Below are 20,575 nucleotides of genomic sequence, written 5' to 3' on the forward strand. Positions count from 1 at the left end.
CAATCCGGACAGCCCTCGTTTCCCAGACTGAGGTGGAACCCCCGAAAGAAGGTTCCCGGACGATCAGCCCCAGCAGACAGCGCGCTCCGATTTCAACGCCCACTCCGCCACCTCACGAAGCGAATCGAGCGCGGACTCGGTGTACCCGGCGCGTCGACCCCCTTCAATCCACCGAGGAGTGCCAGCCATCTCATACGCCGGCACGCCCTCGTCGGAAGGCGCGATCGCTTGCGCCACCATGACCCGGCCTAGAAAGTCCTCTGCCGGGCATTCTCCACTCGATTCGACCGCGTCGTCACCGTTCCCGGACGCAAAACCCAACAACTCCAGCAGGCGCACAGCATTGTGGTTCGAGAAGTTCGCAGACGGTTCCTCGCCGCTGTCGGCAGTCTCGATCTCGAGCTGAGGGCCCCAGATGCGGGCTTCCTCCGGATCAGTGCACCCCGGCAACAATGCGCCAGTGCGCTGCATGTCCTCCAAAGCCGCTATCGCAGAATCGTAGTCACCGATGCGTTCGCTGCGGCCACCCATCTGATCGGTCAGGCGGTATCCAACGATCTCGCTCATCTCGGGTGCAAAGGTGATTGACATGGTGGCCTCGTTTCTCGCTCGGGGAAAATGACTCCCTCACGATCTCCAATCCACTCGACAGATGCGGCACCCCAACGGGTTCGACCGAACTTCAACGGCGTCAGCGACACTCGGATCCCGGCGCGGCCAACACAACGATGTCCTCCCCGATCCCGGACTGTTGGCCGTACCACTGCGGAGCCGTCAACTGGTGCGCCGTCAGCAGTCCGGCAGTCACCGCATCCCACACCGCTTGCGTGAGCCTCACCATGAACTGCCCGTCGGTGTCGTCGTAAACGGTCGATGGATCCCACCGTACGAACCCCGGTGCTGCGACGTCCCTAGCAGCGTCCTGCAGCCTGCCTCGCGCGATCATAGTCGGCAGCACACCGGAATTCGGCAATGTGCAAGCCCATTCGTTGGTCCACACCATCTCGGGCATTGCAGTCTCGCCCACATTGTCACGGACGGCGGCCGCAACCTGCCTGTCGATGTCAGTACCGTCCTCGCCACCGATGTCGCCGGTGACAATCCAGTCCGCAATCCGCACAACCAGCCTGCCGGCGGTGTCGTCGAGATTCCATGAGAGCGCGCGAATCGGGTCAGGACGCGGTGTTGCTTGTAGATAGGACAGGCTTTCCGTCAGGTTCGCTCCCACACTGCCCTCCCCCTCGCCGCGACGGCATTCGATGCTTCGAGGCAGCACGATGTGCCCCTTTGCCGTCGGCACGCACCGGAGGTCAGACAAGCCCTGCCGGTAGGTACGCGTGTGAGCGAGCGTAGCCAATGACTCCACGACTTCCGGTGTGACGAGGTAGATGGTCGAGTACCGCAACGACTGTGCGCGGGTCCGCAAAACTTTCCGCATCAGTTGCGCCGGGCCGCTGAGCTCGTCGTCAGCGTCGATGCCTACGTCGTCGACGCTCAGTCCGTAGAAGTACTGGATCCACTGCCGGAGCATGTCGGCGTTGGGCTCAGAGATGTTCTGCGTTGTGGTCCACCAGCTATATGCGTTTTGTTGTTCGACGAACAACCGCATGACCGCGGCCATGTCCGTGCGCATCCACGCCGTCGCCGCGTCGAGTCTGCTTACCGCCAAAGCTGCCTCGCGTGAGCACTCCCAGGGTCGATCAGTATCGGTTGAGGTAGCAGTCATGATCGTGCACCTTTCTTGGGCAGTGAAGTGTTCTCGTGAAATCTATGGGCAGGAACACCCGAAACGCGTAGTCCATGATCGTGCCCATGGATACGACGAACTGGCACGCCACACAAACGACTCTGCTGTGTGAAATCTTGCAAGACCGCAACATCGTCGTTCGGCGCGATGTCGTCGAGGCCTTCGTATCCAACATGCTCACGTTGGTCGCCGAAACTGCCGGTATCAGTGAACATGCGGCCAGCGAAACAATCACGGAAGCGGCAGCGGAGCGATGGGCGGACAGCCTCGCTCCGACGATCCTGGCGATGGAAAATCCTTGCGACGGTACAGCTTCTGGGGTGGTGTTGGTCTCTGCGCACACTCTCGCGCAAACCGCCGCAACGCTCATCGAGTTGGTACGCGCGGCCGCCTCGGTCGAGGAGTTCATAGAGTTGGTCAGCCTGGGGATGGCCGACTACGGCGGCGATCTCGCAACGCTTCGGGGAACGGCTCTCGACGCCCGTCAGCGGGTCCAGGAATTGTCGCTGGAACTCGCTCGCCATCTGGTCACTCAGCCGCCGATGGAGATGCTGCAAATCCCGGTCCGAACTCATGCACTGCTGTGTGATCTGCTCGATCAGCTGTCCCAGTCCGAGCTGCTGCCGATCGCCGAGAACAACGGCCACGGCACCTATCACCACACCGTTGACGGTGAGTACACGCTCGGTGACGTTGTGGCGGCGACGTTGCATGACTTGGATGTGGCGTCGACGTACTGAACGCAGGTCGGAACTCTCGGCGATTCCGACCTCAGTGTGCCTCCTAACGCGAGGACTTGATTCGGTGGGAGTTGTTGCGGTAGGCACTTTGCTGATTCGAGCTTCCGCGGCGATTTCCCCTTGCAACGATTGCGTTCTGCGTCGATGTTCACCTGTGCGTGATGTGCCTCGAACGCACAGGCCGCTGGTGCTTCTCACAGCTCGTTTTCGCGGCCAGCTGATGCTCGCCGAAGCGCGCTGATCGCCGGCCCGATACCCGCCAGAACCAGCCCGATAGTGCCGCAGATCAATCCCCATATCCACGGACTCAGCGACGACAACGGCGATGCGGCGGATCCGTCGCCCTTGGTTGACGTGAGCGCAGTCGAGACGAAGGTTCCCAGTAGGAACATGACGATCGCGTATGACCCCACCATTTTGAGTTTGAAGTACTTCCGATGTGGATTCATGCGCGTCTCTTCTCAGTCTTGGGGCGTTTCGGCGCCGGCCAGGTCGGTAGCGCCTATCGCGGAGTCGCATTCGCGTACTGCAGCTGTGCACTGCCGTTGAATGAGATGACGATATTCCTGGCGGTTCCGGTGTTGCGGCACGTTGTACCGGGCGTGCGCGCTTTCTACGTGTTTGACTACACAGTCTCTCGTCGTCTCCGTCGCAAGCAGGTGTCAGCCGCGAGAGCTGCCGGATAATCGCCACTCACCGTTCACTTGTCGGTTCTGACGGCGCGGCGTTTCGATGAGGAATTCATCTACCTTGCAGGAGGGTCCGTTCATGCTGAATTCGCAGAATGCACTCGAATGTCGTCAGCTCGTCCGCGGAGATGGTCTCTGACCACCCGCCAGTCTGCGCCATCTCGGACGGACCCAGCCACACAGGAAGGTTGAGATCACTTCGCCACCAACGCTTGATTGCCCGCTCAACAATTGCAGCATCTGACCCGCGCGAGAAGAGCTCAAGGTGGATGACCTGCCACCCGCTCAGCTGAAACTTGTCAAGGCGATTGGTCCCCACACTCGTGATCCCGACCTTGTGGGCACCGAGCACGGCATGACTGAGGAAGTACAGGTATCCCGGCCTTCCCGGATTGAATCCTCCCTTCTCGGAGCACTCGGGACAGTCTTGACCATGGGTTCTGTTGTTCACTGTCGAGAGCCACTCGTGGCCCCGCGCGCATCTGAACCAGGCTTTTCGATTCGAGAACACCGCAGTGTTCTCAGGTGTCGCACTACCGTTACGAGTGGGATGCCAGCTTGCCGCGACCGTCGGGCTTCGGGAGGCCAGATCGTTGATCCCTGCCAAGACGGTCTGTCCCGCGCACGCCGGGCAACCGGCCCCGGATGCTCTGCTCGCGATCCGCGCTTCCCACTCGTGTTCAGCCTCGCACCTCCACCACGCCTTCGTCCCGTTCATCAACGTCACCATCTCGGGTGTCCTGGCTCCGTTGAGCCGCGGATGCCATTCAGCGGCCAACATCGGGTTTCTCGCTGCGAGGTCGTTGAAGCCCGCCAGAATGCGTTGGCCCGAGCAGAACGGACAGCCATTTCCAGCCGATCGCTCACTTGCGCTGGCCTGCCACTCATGGCCGAGGAGATCCCTCCACCAGAATCGTTTCGCCGTACTCCGAAACACATTCGCCGGGGACAAGGGTGCGTTGAGCGTCGGGTGCCACTCGGCTGCGAGCGCGGGATCGGTGGTACCCAGATCGTTGAAGCCCGCCAACACTTTTTGGCCGGCACAGACGGGGCAACCTTGGCCGTTTGACGTCCGGTTGTTGACGGTCGACTGCCATTGGTGCCCAAGCCCGCACTGCCACCACACTTTACGGTTCGATTGCGCCGCCACCGAGGTCGGCCGGAGATCGTGGTTGCGGTCGAGATGCCATTGGGCCGCAACGACAGGGTTTTCGGTTGCCAGATCGTTGAAGCCGGGCAGAACCGCATTGTTCGAGCAGTACGGACAGCCTGTTCCGTTCGCACGATTGTTCACCCGCGCCTGCCACTCATGACCCAACTCATCTCTCCACCAGACGGACTTTTCCGACCCCGCCGTCAGGGTGTCTGGGGTCAGCTCACCATTTTTGGTGGGGTGCCATTCACGAGCAAGGTGGGCGTGGGTGTGGGCTACGTCGTTGAACCCAGCCAAGATTCGTCGACCCGCGCAGTAGGGGCAACCACTCCCGCGGCTCGTGCGGTGATTAGGGGTGTCTTCCCATTCGTGTTGATGAGCGCACATCCACCAAACTTTCACGCTGGATCCGAGAGTCACCAGATCGGGGGTGCGGCTGCCGTTCTTTGTCGGATGCCATTGCGCGCTGAGGTCTGGGTGGGACCGCGACAAGGGTGACTTCATCGGACCATCTTCTACCGCCCACTGTCGAGATGTAGCGGGGATCAGCAGGACACGCTGCTTCACCATGACGGACTCCGGTCGAACCGCCCTTCCGGTGTGATGCCGGGCCGCGTCCTGTTTCTGCTGTCCTGTCGGTATGAACGACGGTGGCCGCCCACCCCGGGTAGGGGTGGGCGGCCACCGGGCATGTGTGGTGCTGGGGTCAGGAGGTCCAGGTCGCCGAACCGAAGGAGCCGAGCGAGCCGGTCGGGGTCGGGGTGGTGTCGGTGATCTCGAGAACCACCGGCAGAACGGCATCGTCACCGACGCCGTTGGAGGCGATGAGGGTGAACTCGAATCGACCAGCGACCGTGGGGGTTCCGGAGAGCACTCCGGTCGGGGTGAGGGTGAGTCCGTCGGGCAGGGCGCCGGCGGTTGCGGTCACGGTGGGGGCGGGTCGCCCGGTGGCGGTGAAGGTGTGATTGTAGGACTGGCCGACGATCCCGGCGGGTGGGGTTCCGGTGAGGGTGGGCGGCTGCTCGATCGCGATCACCGACACCGTGCTGCTTCCGAGGTCGGTGATGTAGGCGTGGTTCCCGTCTGGGGTGATCGCCGCCCCGCGCGGAATCGTGCCGACCGGGACGGTCGCGGTGACGGTGTTGGTGGTGGTGTCGATCACCGACACCGAGTTACTACCGGCGTTGGTGACGTAGGCGCGGTCACCGTCGGGGGTGATCGCCACCCCGTATGGAGCCGAGCCGACCGGGACGGTTGCGATGACGGTGTTGGTGGTGGTGTCGAGCACCGACACCGAGTTGCTGAGCTGGTTGGTGATGTAGGCGTGGTTCCCGTTCGGGGTGATCGCCACCCCGTATGGAGCCGAGCCGACCGGGACGGTCGCGATGACGGTGTTGGTGGCAGTGTCGATCACCGACACCGAGTCGCCGCCGAGGTTGGTGACGTAGGCGCGGGTGCCGTCGGGGGTGATCGCCACCCCGACCGGAGTCGTGCCGACGCCGACCGGGACGGTCGCGATGACGGTGTTGGTGGTGGTGTCGAGCACCAACACCGTGCCGCCGGAGAAAGTGGTGATGTAGGCGCGGGTGCCGTCGGGGGTGATCGCCACCCCGAGCGGAGTCGTGCCGACCGGGACGGTCGCGGTGACGGTGTTGGTGGTGGTGTCGAGCACCGACACCGTGCCGCCGAAGTAATTGGTGATGTAGGCGCGGCCACTGTCCGGGGTGATCGCCACCCCGGTCGGACCCGAGCCGACCGGGACGGTCGCGGTGACGGTGTTGGTGGTGGTGTCGAGCACCGACACCGTGTCACTGTTCCCGTTGGTGATGTAGGCATGGTTCCCGTTCGGGGTGATCGCCACCCCGGTCGGATTCGTGCCGACCGGGACGGTCGCGGTGACGGTGTCCGCTGACGCCGGCACCACCGAGATAGAGAGCGCTGCGGCCACGGCCACGGCCGCACCCAGAAACAGTCGCATCCGCCGCATCGGCAGACGTGATCGATCGACAACGGTCATAGAAACTGCGTCCTTCCAGGTGCGGACCGCACCCGTGGGGCGCGCAGCAACCCACAAGCGACGCGGGGTACCAGAAAATAACATAACGGTCATCCGCCCCGAAACCGATTGCCCCGCCGGAAACACGTCACCGACAGTCCCGGATGTTCGGTGGCAGTCAAACTAGCGTCGCGCTTCGCTAATCTTCGCCGCAAATCGACACCCACTCCGATAGTTCTAAGGGTCGGAGCCTGAAACACTCGGGGCACAGCGTTTCCTCCTGCAACCATCGCCTAACGATAGGCAGAACAGGCGATGCGAGATCTTGTGACACACCTGTGCTTTGGAGAAGTTGAGACAACTACCGACTGGATTGTCCACCTCTGAATGTCGACGCTGTTCGCCCTACTGGCCTGATGTCTTGTGCACTACCGGACAGTGCCCAGTGCAGGGATTCGGAGCCATTGACGTTTACCCCTCGTCATGGTCGCCGACTTTAGCCTCGCCCCTCAGGCTCAAACTGCGAGAAGGCGCTCTGTGAAGCCATGTGGTTCGTCGACATCCTGGACCCTCACTCCTGGAAGCTTTTTCGGATCCCGATGAAGGTGGTGAGAACGACTAATCCAAACTGAACTCGGGGAGGCGTCAGTTCGATAGGATTTCGTAGGCCCTGTCGAAGCATCCGTCTGCGTAGTCCTCCGCGTCGTACCCATACGTTTCAGCGACTTGATTTCCATATGAAGTGCACGCACTTTCGATATCACCCTTGGTTACCCCACCGCTCGCACCGGCTCTGGAGAATCCCATTACGGTCGCTGCGTAGCGTTCGCCGTGTCGAGCGCCCTCGCTATAGGAGATTTCGTCACGTTGGTTCACAACATTCGCAATGATCAGAGCGGTGCATCCCACCACAATGGCTGCGGCGACAACTATCAGCCACCAGCGAGTTGCCTGTTCACGCCACAGGTTTGCAAATAGGTTCTTGAACGCGTGTAGCCAGCCATTGCGGTTCACAGGCTGGATGATTGGTGACTGCGGGGCGCGATGATCGGTCCATGCCTGGCCGTCCCACCATCGCATCGACTGGGTGGAGTCGTCGGGGTACCAACCTGGCGGCGGGAGCGGTGATCCTGTCGCTGTGTCAGGCCAACTAGACAACGCGATTGTCCCCATTCAGTGGTAGTAGGTTGGACAACTATCGCACATCGGTAAGTCGATGAACCTCATTCGTCCGCAAGAGGTGAGATGACGGATCAAACGAAGACTTAGCTAAGAATCTCAATCCATATCCGCTACTGGTGATCGAATTTTTGGCACATCTGTTAACAGTTCAACTTGTGAGTTTGTCGACATACTGAATAGTCATGGTTACGCAAAATCGACATTTAGCATCTACCGGTGCCTGAAAACTCCCACGGACCATCCAGTCCGCAGCCTGGATGGTATCCAGTACCTCAATCGCCGTCTCTTCGTTGGTGGGACGGTCAGAACTGGACCGATCAGTGGGCCCCGCCGCCAGCGACACCGTCGAACACCTCCACATCTGTAGGTTTTCCGGCAACACAGTCGCCGCAGCCTCTCCAAAATAAGTCAACTCGACCAACTGATTTTCAGCATCTGTGGAACACCGAGCAACCTGCACCAAGCAGCATCACAAGTACGTCGGCGACGAGACCTGCCGAGGCGCCGAAACGGACCCGCGGACGGTTGGTCATAGAGCTGGTGGCCCTCGGGTTCCTGTTGCTCTTTACCACTGCGACTGTGTTCGGCATTTATCGTCTCCTCGGTTTCACGGACCGCGGGACGATAGTCGGGAATTTCGTCGTGGCCCCGGCCCTTACTGCTGCACTTGGATATTTCCTATTCGTACGTTCTCGGCAATACGCCGAGAACGACTCCCGCGGCCCGAGTGAGGGCGCTCGCTTGCACCGGAAGACCATGCTGGCCGGAGGCTCGATCGTACTGGTGGCAGCGATGATCCTTGCCGGATTCATGACGCAGCAATCGAGTACTCCGACACTGTCCGGTTCGGAGCTGCAGACAATGATGCGTGAACAGCTTGGCCCGGCAGCTACATCAGGTGCGCTGACCGGCACGATCGCGTGCCCGACGAGTCGCTCCTACAGCGATGGAGATGTCGCTAGATGCACGATGGACATGCAGTCCGGATCGCAGGTCGTTCTCGTTGCAACGATCTACCGCACAGACAACAAATGGCGGATCAACCTCGACGTCGGATAACCCCCGCAGGAAAGTTCGGGAACCCAGCCGGAACATATTAAGGTCGTGCAACTTTCGAAGAATTCGAAAGTTGCACGTCATCCGCTGCATGTACGAGACCGACAGGATTCGGCCGTTGTGGAAACAAGCAGGCACCTCCGGCGCGAATGCCTCTGATGTCAACCTTTACAACGCAAGCATGTACGGCACGAACCTGACCGGAGTGGACTTTTCTGGCGCCTACATGCGGCACGCGAACCTCGCGCATTCGGGCCTGAGCGGTGCGATCCTGATCGGCGCTGATCTGTTCGAAGCGGACCTGACGGGGGCGAACCTCGACAATGTCTGCTGGGACGATTCGACCCGGTGGCCGACCGATTTCGGCGCGATCCATCTCCACGCTCACGCTGAACCAGCGAGAAGCCATCTCCGACAGCGTTCCTCAACCTTCCAATACAAAGTCCGTGAGCAACGTCGCCATCAGCCCGCAGGTGCCAGCCCGCTCTTGCTCACACACCTGCACCCGACTACGCCGCCACCGGTGGCAACTCGACGCGCAAGTCGTCGGGCCACCGGGCAGCCGAAGCTGGGGGCCGGATGGGCTTGAGCACGTCCCGCATATCGAGGTCGTGATGGTCCTGCCAAGCACGGCGGTTGTTGCAGAACTTCGTCCACAACTGCTCGTATCGTTCAGGATTGATCAACTTCGGAACCACTTCCGTCGGGGACACTGCAATGGCCACCAGGCCATCCGGTCGCGAGTACTTCCATTCTGTCCACACACCGCGGTCAGCATCGACCACAGATTCCTGCGCGTGCAACCCATTCACCAACTGTGTCCCGACTTTGGGCTGCATCGGTTTCGCCTGTCCGTCCCGATCGGACTTCGTCTTGAAGTCACCGATGTACAGGTGGTTTTCGATCCGGAGGATCGTGTCCAGTGTTCCGGCCACGCCGATGCCGTGATTCCATACCGTCACCTCGTTGGCGATGGCCTTTACGTTCCACCGCATCCACCAGTCGATCAACGCCGACGCGTAGTCACCCTCGCCGTGCTCGTCGAGGTCCGCCCTCGCCTGGTCAACCTCGAATCGGTCAATGTTCCCGAGCTGCCATTCCCCCAGTAGTTCAGCGAGGTTGTGGACGCGGTCGCCTCGTTGAGCTGCCTGGTCTGCAACGACATCCGGTGTCGCAGCGATCGCACCGCGCACGGCACGGGCTATCGCATCCGGCTTCCGCGATCTCGCTGCCGCTCTCTCCCTCGCTGCGATCACATGGGGAAACTGATTACGCAGCGTCTCTTCGTCATTGCGCAGGTATGCGGCGGTCGCGTCCTGAACGAGTCGGGCCCGCCAACCCACCAGTGCGCTCCCCTGCGGCCGGACCCCGAGCTCGGGAAGTTTCGAGAACGGGTCGGGAAGATCATCGGCGTCCATCCCTTGCACAGTCGTAATCGACGGCACCTGAGGCTCGTCGCCCACAAAGCGGCCATACATTCGGCCCCATGCGGTTTGGTGAGAGAGCTTGGGAGTGGTCATGGATGCGAAGTTAAGTCCAGGCTCCGACACTGTGCGGCACCGGCATTGCAGCAGCGAGACCGTCGCCTGCTGAATACTCGTCGAGTAGCGCCGGCGTGCCAGGGACGAGCAGATGCCGGCGGCCGCCCTGCCAGAAGTAGGCGGCCTTCGGATCCACCCGGATGAGAAAAGCCAGGTCGTCGGGTCGATCAGCTCTCAGAAAATCTTCCACCCGCCAGCGGCCGCACCTCACGTCGTCCCCGCTCGCATAGACCAACATTGTTTGGGACTGGGTTTCGCACCACCGGTGGACGCGAGCCTCACGCCGGAGCAGCTCGATTCCCAGCGTCGGCAGACTCGTGTGCGCTGGGACTTGCTGAATCCACTGCAGATCATGCGCCCATACGTCGAATGCCTGCTTCTCCTCATTCGTCGTCCAGTCGTGGTGGCCGGCCGAATCGATGCGCGCGACCTCAACGCCTTCACGGATGAGGAGTTCCCGATCGAGATCAAGCCGGTAGGAGCCATCCGGAACATAGGCGGCGGTGGCGGGTAGCGCCTGATAGCGGTATCCCGGATGCGGCCGAACTGGCGTGGCGACAGTGGTCTGTCGCCGCGGAAGGTACTGCGGATCGTCAGTAAATTCGTCCACCCGGGCCGCAGGCGGGCCGGTATCGCGGTCGTACGTCATGCTCACTTGTCCTTCCCTTGTCCGACAGACCTTGTCGGTGCCTTCATGTATACGAGGTGCCCCTCGCCGGCGGGGCACGCGCGCATGCAGCCGGCCACCGGAACTCCCTAGTGCACACTCGTTGGCATGAAGACGTTTCCACAGACGCGGGTCTCCTTTTCGGCGAGCGACATCGACTGTGTGATCAGCGCTGCTGACAGCGGGCTCGTGCAGCACGCACTCTCGCAGGCCTTGCGAATCGTCCTTGAATCCGGCGGGTCGGCCCCGGGAGTGGAACCGATACAGATCAGTGAGGCACTCGAGCTGTTCGCCTGGATCGAGATGAGAACCTCTGGCGAGTCCGGACATTTTCTCACCGGTGAAATCCCGATGGTCCACTCAGCCACTGCGGCCCTGATTTTCTCGCGAGATGTGTTGCTGGCAACGGCCGGCAACATCGAAGCCGGTGTATGCCGCGTCCCCGATCAACCCGATCAGTCCCCCGCCGCTCATGCAGGCGGTTACCGCGATTGCGCGAGCTGGGTGACCGACTTGATCAACAATCAAAACAACAAGGCCCCTGACTCCGCATACCTGGCCGGCCCCTACTGACTTCCTACCCGAATTGAGGGATTCCCATGTCTACAGCCACTTTTCCGCAGTATCGACTGTCTGCGGACGTGCACCAGGTCAACATCTATGCCAGGTACGCCGCGATGGGGATGCTACGTAGCAAGCTCGCCGACTCGCTCCGCGTCCTCCTCGAATCCGGGGTGCCGGCGGCTTCGGAGCTCGATCCTCGCGAGATCGCCGAACTGCTTACCTCTCTCACATTCACCCTGCCCGATGTCGACGAGCACCCGGAGTTGTTTGCCCAGGATCCGACGATGGTCTACATGCCGAGCGGCGCGGTAGAAGGTGCGGCACAAGTTGTCCGGCGGACTGGGGAGCACATCCAATCCGGACTCTTGGCCGTACCTGCGAAGCCCTCCGCTGCAGATCCGCGTGCGTACGGCCAGTCCTACATCGACGTCGCAGACGCAACGCAGGACATGATCGAACAGATCCGCACCGGAAGTTGATGTCGTACGGCTGGTCCGGTAGCGCACGGTCAATAGTGCTGTGTTGCAGAAGGCTGAGCGCTTACGTCGACATTCGCGGCCACCGATGATTGGAAGCTGTTCGCCGACCGACGTGGTTTCAGATCATGCAAATGACTCAGATTCCAGCAATGCCACAAGCGCCTCCCCGACGATGTCGGCGACACGTGCCGGATCGTCGAGTTCGGTTATCGTCACGCCCGGCAGTCCGGCAACACGATCAATGAGATGCGCCGGCGGTCCGTCGTTGATCTGCCCGGCGATCAGCCACAGCATCCGGGTCTGAGATGAAACCAATTGTTCTGCCTGATGGTAGATCTCGTCGAGATTCGGAAGATCCGCGTCGGTGATCACAACCACGAGTCTCGTGCCGGCACCCGAGGTCAGCTGCAGTCGAGAATCCAAGGCCAGCAGAGCCTCCGGAAGCCCGTCGCTGACGCCACCGGCCTCCGGGACATACACGGCGCCACCGATACTCTCGGCCGGCAGGTTCGCTGCTTTCGCGTTCCACACGACCGTGGCCGCCGCACCTCGATCAACTGCTGCCCGATTGACCATCCACGCAGTCACTGCGGAGATTTCGAGCACCGGTTCCATCGACTGGGAGACGTCGACCGCGATACCGACCGCCCACGGTGGTGCTTCCACGACGGTCCGGCGCGTGCGAGACCAGGGCGTCGCAGTCGGAATCATGCCCGCCGCGATCTGACCCTCACGGCGGGCCAGCTCACGGATCCGCATGCGTCCTGGTGGTACAGCCTGCGGAATGTGTTGCGTGCGTTCACCGCGGTCGAGTGCAGCCTCGACCGCTCGGTTCAGCCGGAGGGACTGTGCCAGCTCGCCGTCGGTTGGCCTTCTGACGCTGTGCGCAAGACGCCCGGTGCTGGCGACGCGTCCAGCTGCTGCGATCATCTGGCGCTGGTTCTCCGCCGCTGTGGTTACCCGGGCGGCAGCCGCCGATGGCGGAGTGATGTGTTCGGCGGCCTGCGCGGTCGCCGCGGTACGCCGGGCCATCGCTGCGAGAGCATCACGGAGGCTGGTGTTCTTTCCTGAAGCGGCGATCTCGTCGCCGGCGCCTTCGCTGGCTCCATGTTGAGGGCTGCATCCAGCGCCGTCATCGCCATCGCTGCCCTCGCTGTCGACGTCCGCGTCATCGAACTCGTCGACAATCGCTGCGGCGATCGACTCCGCGCACCGCACCAACCCATCGACGTCACCGTCGTCGAGAGCAACCGCTACACGCGTCTGCTCGACAACAATGCCGATTTGCTTCTCGGTCAAGAACTCCCCGGCTACCTCCGCGAGATCCGGAAGATCGCAGCGGTCATACACCCCGGCATCGATGCGACCACCCACCAAGATCAGGAGCCGAGCTGCCGAGGATGCGGAACTGGCTGTGCAGCTTCCAAGCAGATGCGAAGCCGAACTTCTCAGCCATACCCGATCCTGTGGGCGCCGCGCCACGACTCGCCCTTCCATTCGTGGTTCCTCGAGGAGCGCAGCCCACGCCCCCACGGCCTTCGATAGCCGCCCCCGCCGAACGGTGTGAGCTGCATGGCCCGCTTCGTGCACAGCTACTCCGGTAAGGACCGGGAAGCGTGCGCGATCGCGGCAGTCACGAAGGTCGATTTGGTTCGGATCATCAGAGGGAGAGAGTGTTTGCGCTGCGTCGATGGTGACGGTGGCGGTCGTGTGAGAGTACGCGCCGGCCGGGCGCCCGCCTGCCAGTTCTGGGGTTGCGGCGATTCCGACAACGGTCATCAGATCCCGGCGGGCGGCGATCTCGTCGACGAACCGACCCACTCGCACGGAGAGCTGACCCCACGCGTCGGCTGTGAAGGTCTGTACTTCGTTGTCCATCGTCAGGGCGGCGGGTGCATTCATGACGTGTTACCTCTCTGGTGACGTTCGCTCCGAAGTCACTGTCTCAACTGGCGCAGGTTTCCGCGGCACACCAGTCGTGCCGCACCGATGTCGCGGTACCGGGAGTCTGAGTTCCGACACAGAATTGAGAAAGGGAAGGTTCCATGATCGAAGCGACATTCGCGGCCTGGGCGGTACAGGCTGGAGACGGGCAGGTCACCGCCACCGTCGCCTACCGCGACCCGTTCACCAATACCTCGACTACGATCACTGGCTTCGGGGCTGAGTCCGACTTCCAAGAGGGCCAACTCGTAGTCCGAGAAAGCACCACGCCACCGGAATCCGCCGCGACTGTGTTCGCGGACGCTTTCCACACCTTCTTCCCTTCAGATTCCGATCACTCGAACCGCGTGATCCGATTTCCACAGATCAGCACTGTTCGCGTGCCAGGCGACGCACCGGTGGATCCGAGGGACTTCTTTCCACCGCTGTTCATGCTCGAGTTGGCCGAACAATCGGACCCCTACAACGTCGCGGTGCAGGCGCTGACCTCAGACAAGCGGGTCCTGCGCGGTACAGCGCAGGCCAGCAGCGGTGCCGACCTCGCTGATCGCATCATCATCGAGATCCCCGAAGCCGACCGAGACGGCCTTCTCCTCACCGACGGCCGCCGCTACCTCCCACGCACCATCGCGGGCCAGCCGGATTACCTGGTACTCCGAAAGCTGCGGGGTTACATGAATATTCGACTCAAGGGGGTTGCCGGTGGAGGTAAGACCACCCTCCCAGAGGTGGCATTCGGAGAGGATCTGATCACTGTGCAAGGGCACGGAGATCTGTCAGTGTCCTCGCTCATCGGGCACTACCAACCACAACCCGATGGCACATTCCTCTGGTGCGACGGCCCATTGCTGCGCGCGATGAAGTGCGGAAAAGTTCTACTCATCGACGAAATCAACCGGGCCCCTTCGGAGACGATCGCCATCTTGCTCTCAGTCGCTGATGCCCGCACCCAACTCGTCATCGACGACCGCCCCGACCTGCCGACCGTCCACGCCGCTCCAGGATTCAGTCTCGTCATCACATACAACGAGGAAGGACGAGGCATCCGACCACTCGACAACGCAATCAAGCGACGCTTCCCTTTCGAAGTCACCGTTGAAACCGACTACGACGTTGCAGAATCCGCCGGAATCGACTCCCGCCTGATCAAAGTGGGGTGGAACTTGCTCACCCAGCATGACCAATCCATCGCCACCGGAGGCCGGCCGATCTGGAGACCCCAGATGGCGGATCTGATAGCGGCGCAGAAGCTACTCGACGCCGGCCTGGGCGCCGAGTTCGCCGCGGCCACTCTTGTCGCGGCCTGCCCCGACCCAGATGTTTCCACATTGGTCGCCACCGCAGTCTCGACGTCCTTCGCGATCCCCAACGTCCGTCCTCTGCAGCTTGGAGGCGCAGCATGAGCAGTCTCGCTGTACCCATGCCTACGTGGCGAGCCCGCGGTCCGCTGACCAGTCTCGACGGCACGAACACCACGGGCATCGACACCACCGCTGACCTTCTCGGTGTCACCTTCGCCGACATCCCGGACGATGAACTGGTCCTGCACACTCTGAGAGTTGTCGAATACGCCTTCCGCCGGGACATGTGCGGGCTCCCGGACGTGCAGTCTGAGGCTGGGGCATCAGTTCACGGCAACACCGTTGTCGCCTTCGCTCCTCTGTCGAGGCGCCGATGCAAGACTCGATCCATCGAGCACGGGCTTCGAGCGGCACTGACCAACATCCTCCACATGCACGTCAATGGTTCGCCCGTGCGTGCTGACGGAACACAATTGTTCCCGGCTCTCGCTCGCCCGATCGTTGGCATCCGCGGGTTTTCCCTCGGTCACAGCGATTAGTGACCCCGCCACAACGCCTTCGGCGCCTTTGCGTCGAACCAGCCAGCCGTCCACCAGAATCACGTCGACTCGCCTAAGCCCCATGAAATCTCGCGCCTCCTTCTGATCTCGTCGACACCGCGGGCCATGTCGGACCATCAGGGCACACTGACCGGAACCAACTACGAGAGGATGACAGGCATGAGCAAAGAAATCACCAAAATTCTTACGGTCGTCGCGGGGATTGGCGGGATCGGCTTCGCGATCGGAACGCTGATCGGGTGGCTGTTCCTTTCCGACACAATGGAACCGTGGCAATTCGGCCTGATCTTCGCCTTGGTCGTACTGTTCTTGGGTCTCCTCGGCGCTGCCCCGCTGGCATCGCGCCTGTTCACTGGACGAAGCTAGCTCGAATCACACGCGCCGCGAACGAAGAGACGTCGCTTCAGCGTCCGAGCACTTGGAATGCGTTGCAGCGCGGCATTCATCACCTGTGGCCACCGAAGGCAAGGGACAATCATCGACTTGCAGCAAAGGAATACCGCCGGAGTTGCTCGTCCAGATCGGAATCCGGCAATGCGATGTGCTTCAGACCGAGCGATAGTGACTGAGATCGGAGCTGGACCACAACTCACTCCGCGCGATGTCCTGTTGCCCGTCGCCGCCACCGTCAACGGCGCAGAGCATTGGAAAGTGAGATAACCATGAACCTCGTCCTCGGTATCATCGGCGTCATCGCGCTCTTTCTTCTCGCGTGGCAGGTTTTCGTGAGGCTTCCGGCCACTCTCAATCGCCGCGATCAAGCTCAAGAAGAACAGCCCGATTGGCTGACCGGCGGAGGAGACAAAGACGACGCAATCAGAGGTAGCGGCGCTGTCGGCGACCACAGCGGATTCGATGGCAACGCAGACTCTTCCAAGTACGGAACCAGCCACAAGGACCAACGAGAACCTCTGGCGAGGACGCCTGACTACAAGGATCACGGTCAGGATCCCGACGAGTATCAAGAATTGGTCAACGTCGATCTTCCGTCCAACACCGCACTCGTTCAACTCACAGCATTTGAAGCCGAACACTGCGCAATGATCATCGGCGCGTACTTACAAGGTCAAACCGGATACGAGCCCGCAGCGCTTGATGTTCGGTGGTTCCTCCTGGCTGCTGCGGCTTCAGCGCGCCACCCAGACAACGACCACCTCGCGCAAGTGCTCGCTTCCCGCCGCGACGCCGTGATGAATTGGCCGTTTCCACGTCCGGGCGGACCACGGGCTCAACCGCGATAACACCTAGTCGTGACAGCGCAGAGAAAGCGGCAACCCAAATCGGAGCTCGAATGCCCACAGGTTGAGGTTGGTCTACCTGGCCGCCAATGTCTTCTCTTACCGGTGCCTGTAGAACTCACTCCACGATCAGGCCGCGTACTGCCATGATCGGGAGGACGTGCAGGTTCCCACGCTCGTCGGCGAACTGCACCGAGCACTCGTTCACCCCAACGATTGTGCCCTTCACCGCATACATCGCTCTGAGATGGGCGACGAACACTGTCCCTGACGCTGCGCCGTAGCCGTTCCCGATACGTCCGGTCAGTAGCGTCGCGACTTGCGCGGCGTGTTCACTGCCGTCGATGACTTCAAAAACAGCAGCATCGGTGGAAGCGACGATCCAGTCGTGGAAAGCCTCGATCGAAACGGACTGTGCCATATACGGGCCGACCGCTGGGATCGACTGCTCATCGACCAGGCCGGCGTAGTCATTTGTCGTGAAGCCCATCGCCTTGCTCCCTTTGTCCTGTGGGGTAGATGCGGTTCACCATCTCGCCCCGCACAAACACGTGCGGCATCAACGCGACTCCGCGGATACGCCTTGGCGTCAGCAGAGTTCGACCACCCACGCATACCACCTGCTCACAGCACGCTCGGAATACCTGACGGATCCCTCTCACTCATCACGACCGCGTCCGCTTCATCGAACTGCTCGACGGACAATCCAGTCTGAGAAACCCATTCACGGCGAAGCTCGTCGAACAGGTCCGTCGGCCACCGCTGGATCAACTTCGGCAACGATCCCGGCACCAAAGCCCCATCGACAGTTGCGCGCACCGTCACTGTCACCGAAACTTCGAAACTTCTTTTATTGCTTTCCATTTCAACCTCCTGTTCGAACAGCGTTCCTCGTGACTCGACTCTGTCTGCCGGCGCACGAGCCTGCGGCACCGACCATCTCGGCCGGACACGAATCTCTGCCACCGGAGGTTGCTTAGCGGCGCGAGCGGAACAGCCAATCAGCTCTTCGTCAGGTAGTGCGCATCGTCGCCGAGAGCAGCCTCAACTTCGCGTTTCATCAGCTGACTGCGGTGCAAGTGTGGGTCACGAGCCAAGATGTCGTGGGCATCCGCCCGCGCTGCGAGATGGATGCGAGCATCATCGATCAGGTCCGCAACCAACAGCCCAGCATCTCGCCCTGCCTGTGCTGAACCGGTCAGGGAGCCAGGCCCGCGGATCTGCAGATCGCGATCGGCGAGTACAAAGCCGTCGTCGGTCTCGCACATCGCATCCATACGCGCCACACCGTCCTCGCTATTGGTCTGTCCGACAAGCCAGCAGTGGCCGGGCCAGCGTCCACGTCCGACTCGGCCACGCAGCTGATGTAGCTGGGCCAGACCAAATTTCGTGGCATCCAAGATCGCGATCACAGTCGCATTCGGAACCGAAACACCGACCTCGATCACGGTTGTCGCAACAAGTACGTCGAGTTCGTGTTCCTTGAACGCGCGCATCATTTCTCGCCGCACGTCCGGCTTCTGCTTCCCAGTCGCCAAACCGATCCGCAAGCCTGCCAATGCGCCGGCCTCGAGTGCGACGCAAGTGTCTTCGGCTGCTGCCGCCATCTTAGTTTCCGAGTCTTGACCGGAGACTTTGACCAACGGGCACACCACGAACGCTTGTCTCCCCTGACTGATCTCGCTACGGATGGATTTCCACACCGGAGAATTCGGGTCGTCCGTCGTCGCGGATTCCAGCCACGTCGTCACTGTCGGGGTTCGACCCGGCGGCTTCTCATCAAGGATCGACAGCTCCACGTCACCGTAGGTCGTGATCGCGGCAGTCCGAGGTATAGGAGTCGCTGTGGCTTGCAGAATATCCGGCGTCGACCCACCCGGGCCCTTCGTGGCCAGCACTGCACGTTGATCCACACCGAAACGGTGTTGTTCATCGATCAATGCCACACCAAGGTTCGCGAACACAACCGGATCCGACAGCACAGAGTGGGTTCCCACCAGCAAGTTCACATGCCCGCCCGCGAGGTCTGCGAGCACATTTTTCCGCGGACGGGGAAGTCCCCGCGACACCAGCAGATCCACTGTCACACCCAACGGACGCAGCACCTCGGCCATCTCCTCGAAGTGCTGGCGCGCGAGTATCTCAGTCGGCGCCATCAGCACTGCCTGGTAGCCACCCTCAATGGCCATCAGTGCAGTTGCCGCAAGTACCAGCGTCTTTCCTGCACCAACGTCGCCTTGAAGCAGCCGGTTCATCGGCCGGGCAGCGACCATGTCTTTGCGAATCTGACCGATCGCTCGCGACTGCGCACCCGTCGGCGTGTACGGAAGGCCAGCCAGCCAAGGATCTACGAGTTTCCCAGTCGGTGTGTGCGTCACACCCGGTTCCGCGGCCTGCGCATTTCGGAGTACGCCGAGCGCGAGTTGCAGTCTCAACAGCTCGTCGTAGGCAAGCCGATTTCTTCCCAAGTCCGCGTCAGCTTTCGACTCCGGGACATGCACCGACCGCAGCGCAGCCAACCGCGTTGGTAGCTTCCGCCTAACCAACAGTGGAGCCGGGATCGGATCGTCGAGCGCCGGGATACGCCGCAACGCGTCAACCGCCGCCCGTCGCAACATCCAAGTGTCTACCGAATGCTTCTGCGACTGTGGGTAAATCGCCAACAGCGGGGCCGTGGAATCCGACATCAGTTCGAGTAGCGGAGAGGTCATTGACAACGCTCCGTTGAACTCGCCGAGATCACCCTGCACGATCAACAGGTCACCACGGTGGAACCGCTGGCCCATCCACATGGCATGGAAGAACATCGCTGAGATGTTCGTACGGTGGTCGCCGAGCGTGAATCGGACGTAACGCTTCTCCCAGTCCGTTTTCATTCCGAGGACTCGTGCAACGAACGTCACCTGCTTTGTCCCGGCGACCAGTGTCTCCAGAGGGGCCAACTGCGTTCGGTCTACGTAGCGGAGGGGCACCCGCATCAGCAGGTCGAACACACTCGAAACTCCGCCAGCCACCATCTTTTCGTTCGTCGTCTCACCAACGCCGTCAAGATCGTCGACAGGAACTCCCCGCAGAGAATCGAGCAGTCCATCGAATAGCAGCGGTTCACCGGAACCCTTCTCCGCGAGAACCGCTGCTGCTGACCTGTTGTCCTCAATATGAGGGATCGCGAGTTCAACACCCACTGCTGCGAACGATTCCGCAACGGTCGGAGCCGCCGCAACTCGCGTACCACTCCCCCACGAGACTGTCGACGCCACCAGTGAGGACACAACCGCTTGCTGAGCCTTCGGCTCTCTGGACGATGGCGCCGCGACTCGTGTCCCACTCCCCCACGGCCAGTCACTGTCCTGCACCGACTGCTCCGCTGATTCCTCGTCACGGCCGCTGTGTCGCACTCCGCCCCCTGGCGCCGACTCACCTGCCCCCGGTGCGCCGGCAGGTAGATCTGGCAAGCTCTCAACTATTACTCCCAGCGCCGGCAACGCATCGGCGTGCGCGCGTACATCAACGAGGAGTTGCAGAGACAGACGGGGCGGCCACGACGATTCATCTCGAACATTGCGTTTACGAGCAGAATCCATCGCAGGGGTACACACACCAACTGACGCCAACCGGTCCGCTGCATCCCGCAGACGCGCTCGCTGGGCCAAGCTCAGTTGCACGTCAACACGCTCCCTACTGGGTCGTGGTCACGGATGATTCCGCGCCTCGATTT

Annotated in this window: 21 protein-coding genes and 2 pseudogenes; 10 read left to right on the plus strand and 13 right to left on the minus strand. The window is 61.5% G+C overall.

Going from position 1 to position 20,575, the window contains the following annotated elements; translation table 11 throughout:
- Window positions 1-63: 63 nt before the first annotated feature.
- Together EHW12_RS31120 and EHW12_RS31125 are read right to left on the minus strand one after the other, a co-directional pair.
- Window positions 64-591 (minus strand): hypothetical protein, encoded by a 528-nt coding sequence (locus tag EHW12_RS31120; RefSeq protein ID WP_047269137.1) that lies wholly within the window; start codon window positions 589-591, stop codon window positions 64-66.
- Between the two features lie 100 nt (window positions 592-691).
- A complete protein-coding gene (locus EHW12_RS31125; RefSeq protein WP_125053069.1) occupies window positions 692-1,726 on the minus strand; it encodes a hypothetical protein in 1,035 nt (344 codons plus the stop codon).
- 86 nt (window positions 1,727-1,812) lie between these two features.
- On the opposite strand from EHW12_RS31125, the gene EHW12_RS31130 reads away from it, so the two are divergent.
- Window positions 1,813-2,487 carry a hypothetical protein gene (locus tag EHW12_RS31130; RefSeq protein WP_125053072.1) on the plus strand — a complete coding sequence of 225 codons (675 nt, stop codon included), beginning with the start codon at window positions 1,813-1,815 and terminating at the stop codon, window positions 2,485-2,487.
- A gap of 194 nt (window positions 2,488-2,681) precedes the next feature.
- Here EHW12_RS31130 and EHW12_RS31135 read toward each other — a convergent pair whose 3' ends face one another.
- From EHW12_RS31135 to EHW12_RS35595, 5 genes and pseudogenes are all read right to left on the minus strand, one after another.
- Entirely contained in the window at window positions 2,682-2,936 is a 255-nt protein-coding gene (locus EHW12_RS31135; protein ID WP_125053074.1) for a hypothetical protein, read from the minus strand.
- 292 nt (window positions 2,937-3,228) lie between these two features.
- Window positions 3,229-5,130 carry a zinc-ribbon domain-containing protein gene (locus tag EHW12_RS31140; RefSeq protein ID WP_346774240.1) on the minus strand — a complete coding sequence of 634 codons (1,902 nt, stop codon included), beginning with the start codon at window positions 5,128-5,130 and terminating at the stop codon, window positions 3,229-3,231.
- Window positions 5,036-6,346 (minus strand): beta-propeller fold lactonase family protein, encoded by a 1,311-nt coding sequence (locus EHW12_RS31145; RefSeq protein WP_230691582.1) that lies wholly within the window; start codon window positions 6,344-6,346, stop codon window positions 5,036-5,038. The genes EHW12_RS31140 and EHW12_RS31145 overlap by 95 nt, the downstream gene beginning before the upstream one ends.
- A gap of 624 nt (window positions 6,347-6,970) precedes the next feature.
- The gene (locus EHW12_RS31150; protein ID WP_047269142.1) at window positions 6,971-7,339 is read right to left on the minus strand and encodes a hypothetical protein; all 369 of its coding nucleotides are present in this window, start codon (window positions 7,337-7,339) and stop codon (window positions 6,971-6,973) included.
- Between the two features lie 27 nt (window positions 7,340-7,366).
- Window positions 7,367-7,498, minus strand: a pseudogene (locus tag EHW12_RS35595) (DUF2510 domain-containing protein); the annotation flags it as partial.
- Window positions 7,499-7,723: 225 nt separating this feature from the next.
- Between EHW12_RS35595 and EHW12_RS35600 the strand changes: the two are divergent.
- The 3 genes and pseudogenes from EHW12_RS35600 to EHW12_RS31160 form a co-directional block, all read left to right on the plus strand.
- A pseudogene (locus EHW12_RS35600) lies at window positions 7,724-7,840 on the plus strand (DUF2510 domain-containing protein); the annotation flags it as partial.
- 309 nt (window positions 7,841-8,149) lie between these two features.
- Window positions 8,150-8,566: a hypothetical protein gene (locus EHW12_RS35605; RefSeq protein ID WP_223304386.1), complete on the plus strand. Its 417-nt coding sequence runs from the start codon at window positions 8,150-8,152 to the stop codon at window positions 8,564-8,566.
- A 223-nt stretch (window positions 8,567-8,789) separates the two neighbouring features.
- Complete coding sequence (locus EHW12_RS31160; protein ID WP_230691588.1) at window positions 8,790-9,152, plus strand: pentapeptide repeat-containing protein; 363 nt, start codon at window positions 8,790-8,792, stop codon at window positions 9,150-9,152.
- Here EHW12_RS31160 and EHW12_RS31165 read toward each other — a convergent pair.
- Window positions 9,073-10,083, minus strand: a complete 1,011-nt coding sequence (locus tag EHW12_RS31165) for a cytochrome (RefSeq protein ID WP_125053078.1) — start codon at window positions 10,081-10,083, stop codon at window positions 9,073-9,075. The genes EHW12_RS31160 and EHW12_RS31165 overlap by 80 nt on opposite strands.
- 10 nt (window positions 10,084-10,093) lie before the next feature.
- Window positions 10,094-10,753, minus strand: a complete 660-nt coding sequence (locus EHW12_RS31170; RefSeq protein ID WP_047269145.1) for a hypothetical protein — start codon at window positions 10,751-10,753, stop codon at window positions 10,094-10,096.
- 126 nt (window positions 10,754-10,879) lie between these two features.
- Here EHW12_RS31170 and EHW12_RS31175 point away from each other — a divergent pair, with 126 nt between their 5' ends.
- Entirely contained in the window at window positions 10,880-11,344 is a 465-nt protein-coding gene (locus tag EHW12_RS31175) for a hypothetical protein (protein WP_047269146.1), read from the plus strand.
- Window positions 11,345-11,370: 26 nt separating this feature from the next.
- A complete protein-coding gene (locus EHW12_RS31180) occupies window positions 11,371-11,814 on the plus strand; it encodes a hypothetical protein (RefSeq protein ID WP_058228438.1) in 444 nt (147 codons plus the stop codon).
- A 123-nt stretch (window positions 11,815-11,937) separates the two neighbouring features.
- On the opposite strand, the gene EHW12_RS31185 is transcribed toward EHW12_RS31180, so the two are convergent.
- On the minus strand, window positions 11,938-13,716 hold the full coding sequence (locus tag EHW12_RS31185; RefSeq protein WP_047269148.1) for a hypothetical protein: 1,779 nt from the start codon (window positions 13,714-13,716) through the stop codon (window positions 11,938-11,940).
- Between the two features lie 143 nt (window positions 13,717-13,859).
- Here EHW12_RS31185 and EHW12_RS31190 point away from each other — a divergent pair, with 143 nt between their 5' ends.
- The 4 genes from EHW12_RS31190 to EHW12_RS31205 all read left to right on the plus strand — a co-directional run bounded on the left by EHW12_RS31190 (window position 13,860) and on the right by EHW12_RS31205 (window position 16,860).
- A complete protein-coding gene (locus tag EHW12_RS31190; RefSeq protein ID WP_125053080.1) occupies window positions 13,860-15,161 on the plus strand; it encodes an AAA family ATPase in 1,302 nt (433 codons plus the stop codon).
- A complete protein-coding gene (locus EHW12_RS31195; RefSeq protein WP_047269150.1) occupies window positions 15,158-15,598 on the plus strand; it encodes a hypothetical protein in 441 nt (146 codons plus the stop codon). Before EHW12_RS31190 ends, EHW12_RS31195 begins: the two co-directional genes overlap by 4 nt.
- A gap of 180 nt (window positions 15,599-15,778) precedes the next feature.
- On the plus strand, window positions 15,779-15,985 hold the full coding sequence (locus EHW12_RS31200) for a hypothetical protein (RefSeq protein WP_125053082.1): 207 nt from the start codon (window positions 15,779-15,781) through the stop codon (window positions 15,983-15,985).
- A 296-nt stretch (window positions 15,986-16,281) separates the two neighbouring features.
- Window positions 16,282-16,860, plus strand: a complete 579-nt coding sequence (locus tag EHW12_RS31205; protein ID WP_047269152.1) for a hypothetical protein — start codon at window positions 16,282-16,284, stop codon at window positions 16,858-16,860.
- Window positions 16,861-16,975: 115 nt separating this feature from the next.
- Here EHW12_RS31205 and EHW12_RS31210 read toward each other — a convergent pair whose 3' ends face one another.
- The 3 genes from EHW12_RS31210 to EHW12_RS31220 form a co-directional block, all read right to left on the minus strand.
- Window positions 16,976-17,347, minus strand: coding sequence for a hypothetical protein (locus tag EHW12_RS31210; RefSeq protein ID WP_047269153.1), 372 nt, complete (start codon window positions 17,345-17,347; stop codon window positions 16,976-16,978).
- 134 nt (window positions 17,348-17,481) lie between these two features.
- Window positions 17,482-17,721 carry a hypothetical protein gene (locus tag EHW12_RS31215; RefSeq protein WP_064112267.1) on the minus strand — a complete coding sequence of 80 codons (240 nt, stop codon included), beginning with the start codon at window positions 17,719-17,721 and terminating at the stop codon, window positions 17,482-17,484.
- A gap of 137 nt (window positions 17,722-17,858) precedes the next feature.
- The gene (locus EHW12_RS31220) at window positions 17,859-20,522 is read right to left on the minus strand and encodes an ATP-dependent DNA helicase RecG (RefSeq protein ID WP_125053084.1); all 2,664 of its coding nucleotides are present in this window, start codon (window positions 20,520-20,522) and stop codon (window positions 17,859-17,861) included.
- Window positions 20,523-20,575 lie beyond the last annotated feature (53 nt).

This window comes from Rhodococcus sp. NJ-530 (assembly GCF_003860625.1).
GTDB lineage: Bacteria > Actinomycetota > Actinomycetes > Mycobacteriales > Mycobacteriaceae > Rhodococcus_F > Rhodococcus_F qingshengii.

What these genes read in the sequence shown, in the direction of transcription:
- EHW12_RS31170 (WP_047269145.1), bottom strand. Translation starts at nt 10,753, where the DNA reads ATGACGTACGACCGCGATACCGGCCCGCCTGCGGCCCGGGTGGACGAA.
- EHW12_RS31210 (WP_047269153.1), bottom strand. Translation starts at nt 17,347, where the DNA reads ATGGGCTTCACGACAAATGACTACGCCGGCCTGGTCGATGAGCAGTCG.
- EHW12_RS31145 (WP_230691582.1), bottom strand. Translation starts at nt 6,346, where the DNA reads ATGACCGTTGTCGATCGATCACGTCTGCCGATGCGGCGGATGCGACTG.
- EHW12_RS31120 (WP_047269137.1), bottom strand. Translation starts at nt 591, where the DNA reads ATGTCAATCACCTTTGCACCCGAGATGAGCGAGATCGTTGGATACCGC.
- EHW12_RS31180 (WP_058228438.1), top strand. Translation starts at nt 11,371, where the DNA reads ATGTCTACAGCCACTTTTCCGCAGTATCGACTGTCTGCGGACGTGCAC.
- EHW12_RS31185 (WP_047269148.1), bottom strand. Translation starts at nt 13,716, where the DNA reads ATGAATGCACCCGCCGCCCTGACGATGGACAACGAAGTACAGACCTTC.
- EHW12_RS31205 (WP_047269152.1), top strand. Translation starts at nt 16,282, where the DNA reads ATGAACCTCGTCCTCGGTATCATCGGCGTCATCGCGCTCTTTCTTCTC.
- EHW12_RS31175 (WP_047269146.1), top strand. Translation starts at nt 10,880, where the DNA reads ATGAAGACGTTTCCACAGACGCGGGTCTCCTTTTCGGCGAGCGACATC.
- EHW12_RS31190 (WP_125053080.1), top strand. Translation starts at nt 13,860, where the DNA reads ATGATCGAAGCGACATTCGCGGCCTGGGCGGTACAGGCTGGAGACGGG.
- EHW12_RS31125 (WP_125053069.1), bottom strand. Translation starts at nt 1,726, where the DNA reads ATGACTGCTACCTCAACCGATACTGATCGACCCTGGGAGTGCTCACGC.
- EHW12_RS31165 (WP_125053078.1), bottom strand. Translation starts at nt 10,083, where the DNA reads ATGACCACTCCCAAGCTCTCTCACCAAACCGCATGGGGCCGAATGTAT.
- EHW12_RS31215 (WP_064112267.1), bottom strand. Translation starts at nt 17,721, where the DNA reads ATGGAAAGCAATAAAAGAAGTTTCGAAGTTTCGGTGACAGTGACGGTG.
- EHW12_RS31160 (WP_230691588.1), top strand. Translation starts at nt 8,790, where the DNA reads ATGCGGCACGCGAACCTCGCGCATTCGGGCCTGAGCGGTGCGATCCTG.
- EHW12_RS31140 (WP_346774240.1), bottom strand. Translation starts at nt 5,130, where the DNA reads ATGCCGTTCTGCCGGTGGTTCTCGAGATCACCGACACCACCCCGACCC.
- EHW12_RS31135 (WP_125053074.1), bottom strand. Translation starts at nt 2,936, where the DNA reads ATGAATCCACATCGGAAGTACTTCAAACTCAAAATGGTGGGGTCATAC.
- EHW12_RS31195 (WP_047269150.1), top strand. Translation starts at nt 15,158, where the DNA reads ATGAGCAGTCTCGCTGTACCCATGCCTACGTGGCGAGCCCGCGGTCCG.
- EHW12_RS31130 (WP_125053072.1), top strand. Translation starts at nt 1,813, where the DNA reads ATGGATACGACGAACTGGCACGCCACACAAACGACTCTGCTGTGTGAA.
- EHW12_RS31200 (WP_125053082.1), top strand. Translation starts at nt 15,779, where the DNA reads ATGAGCAAAGAAATCACCAAAATTCTTACGGTCGTCGCGGGGATTGGC.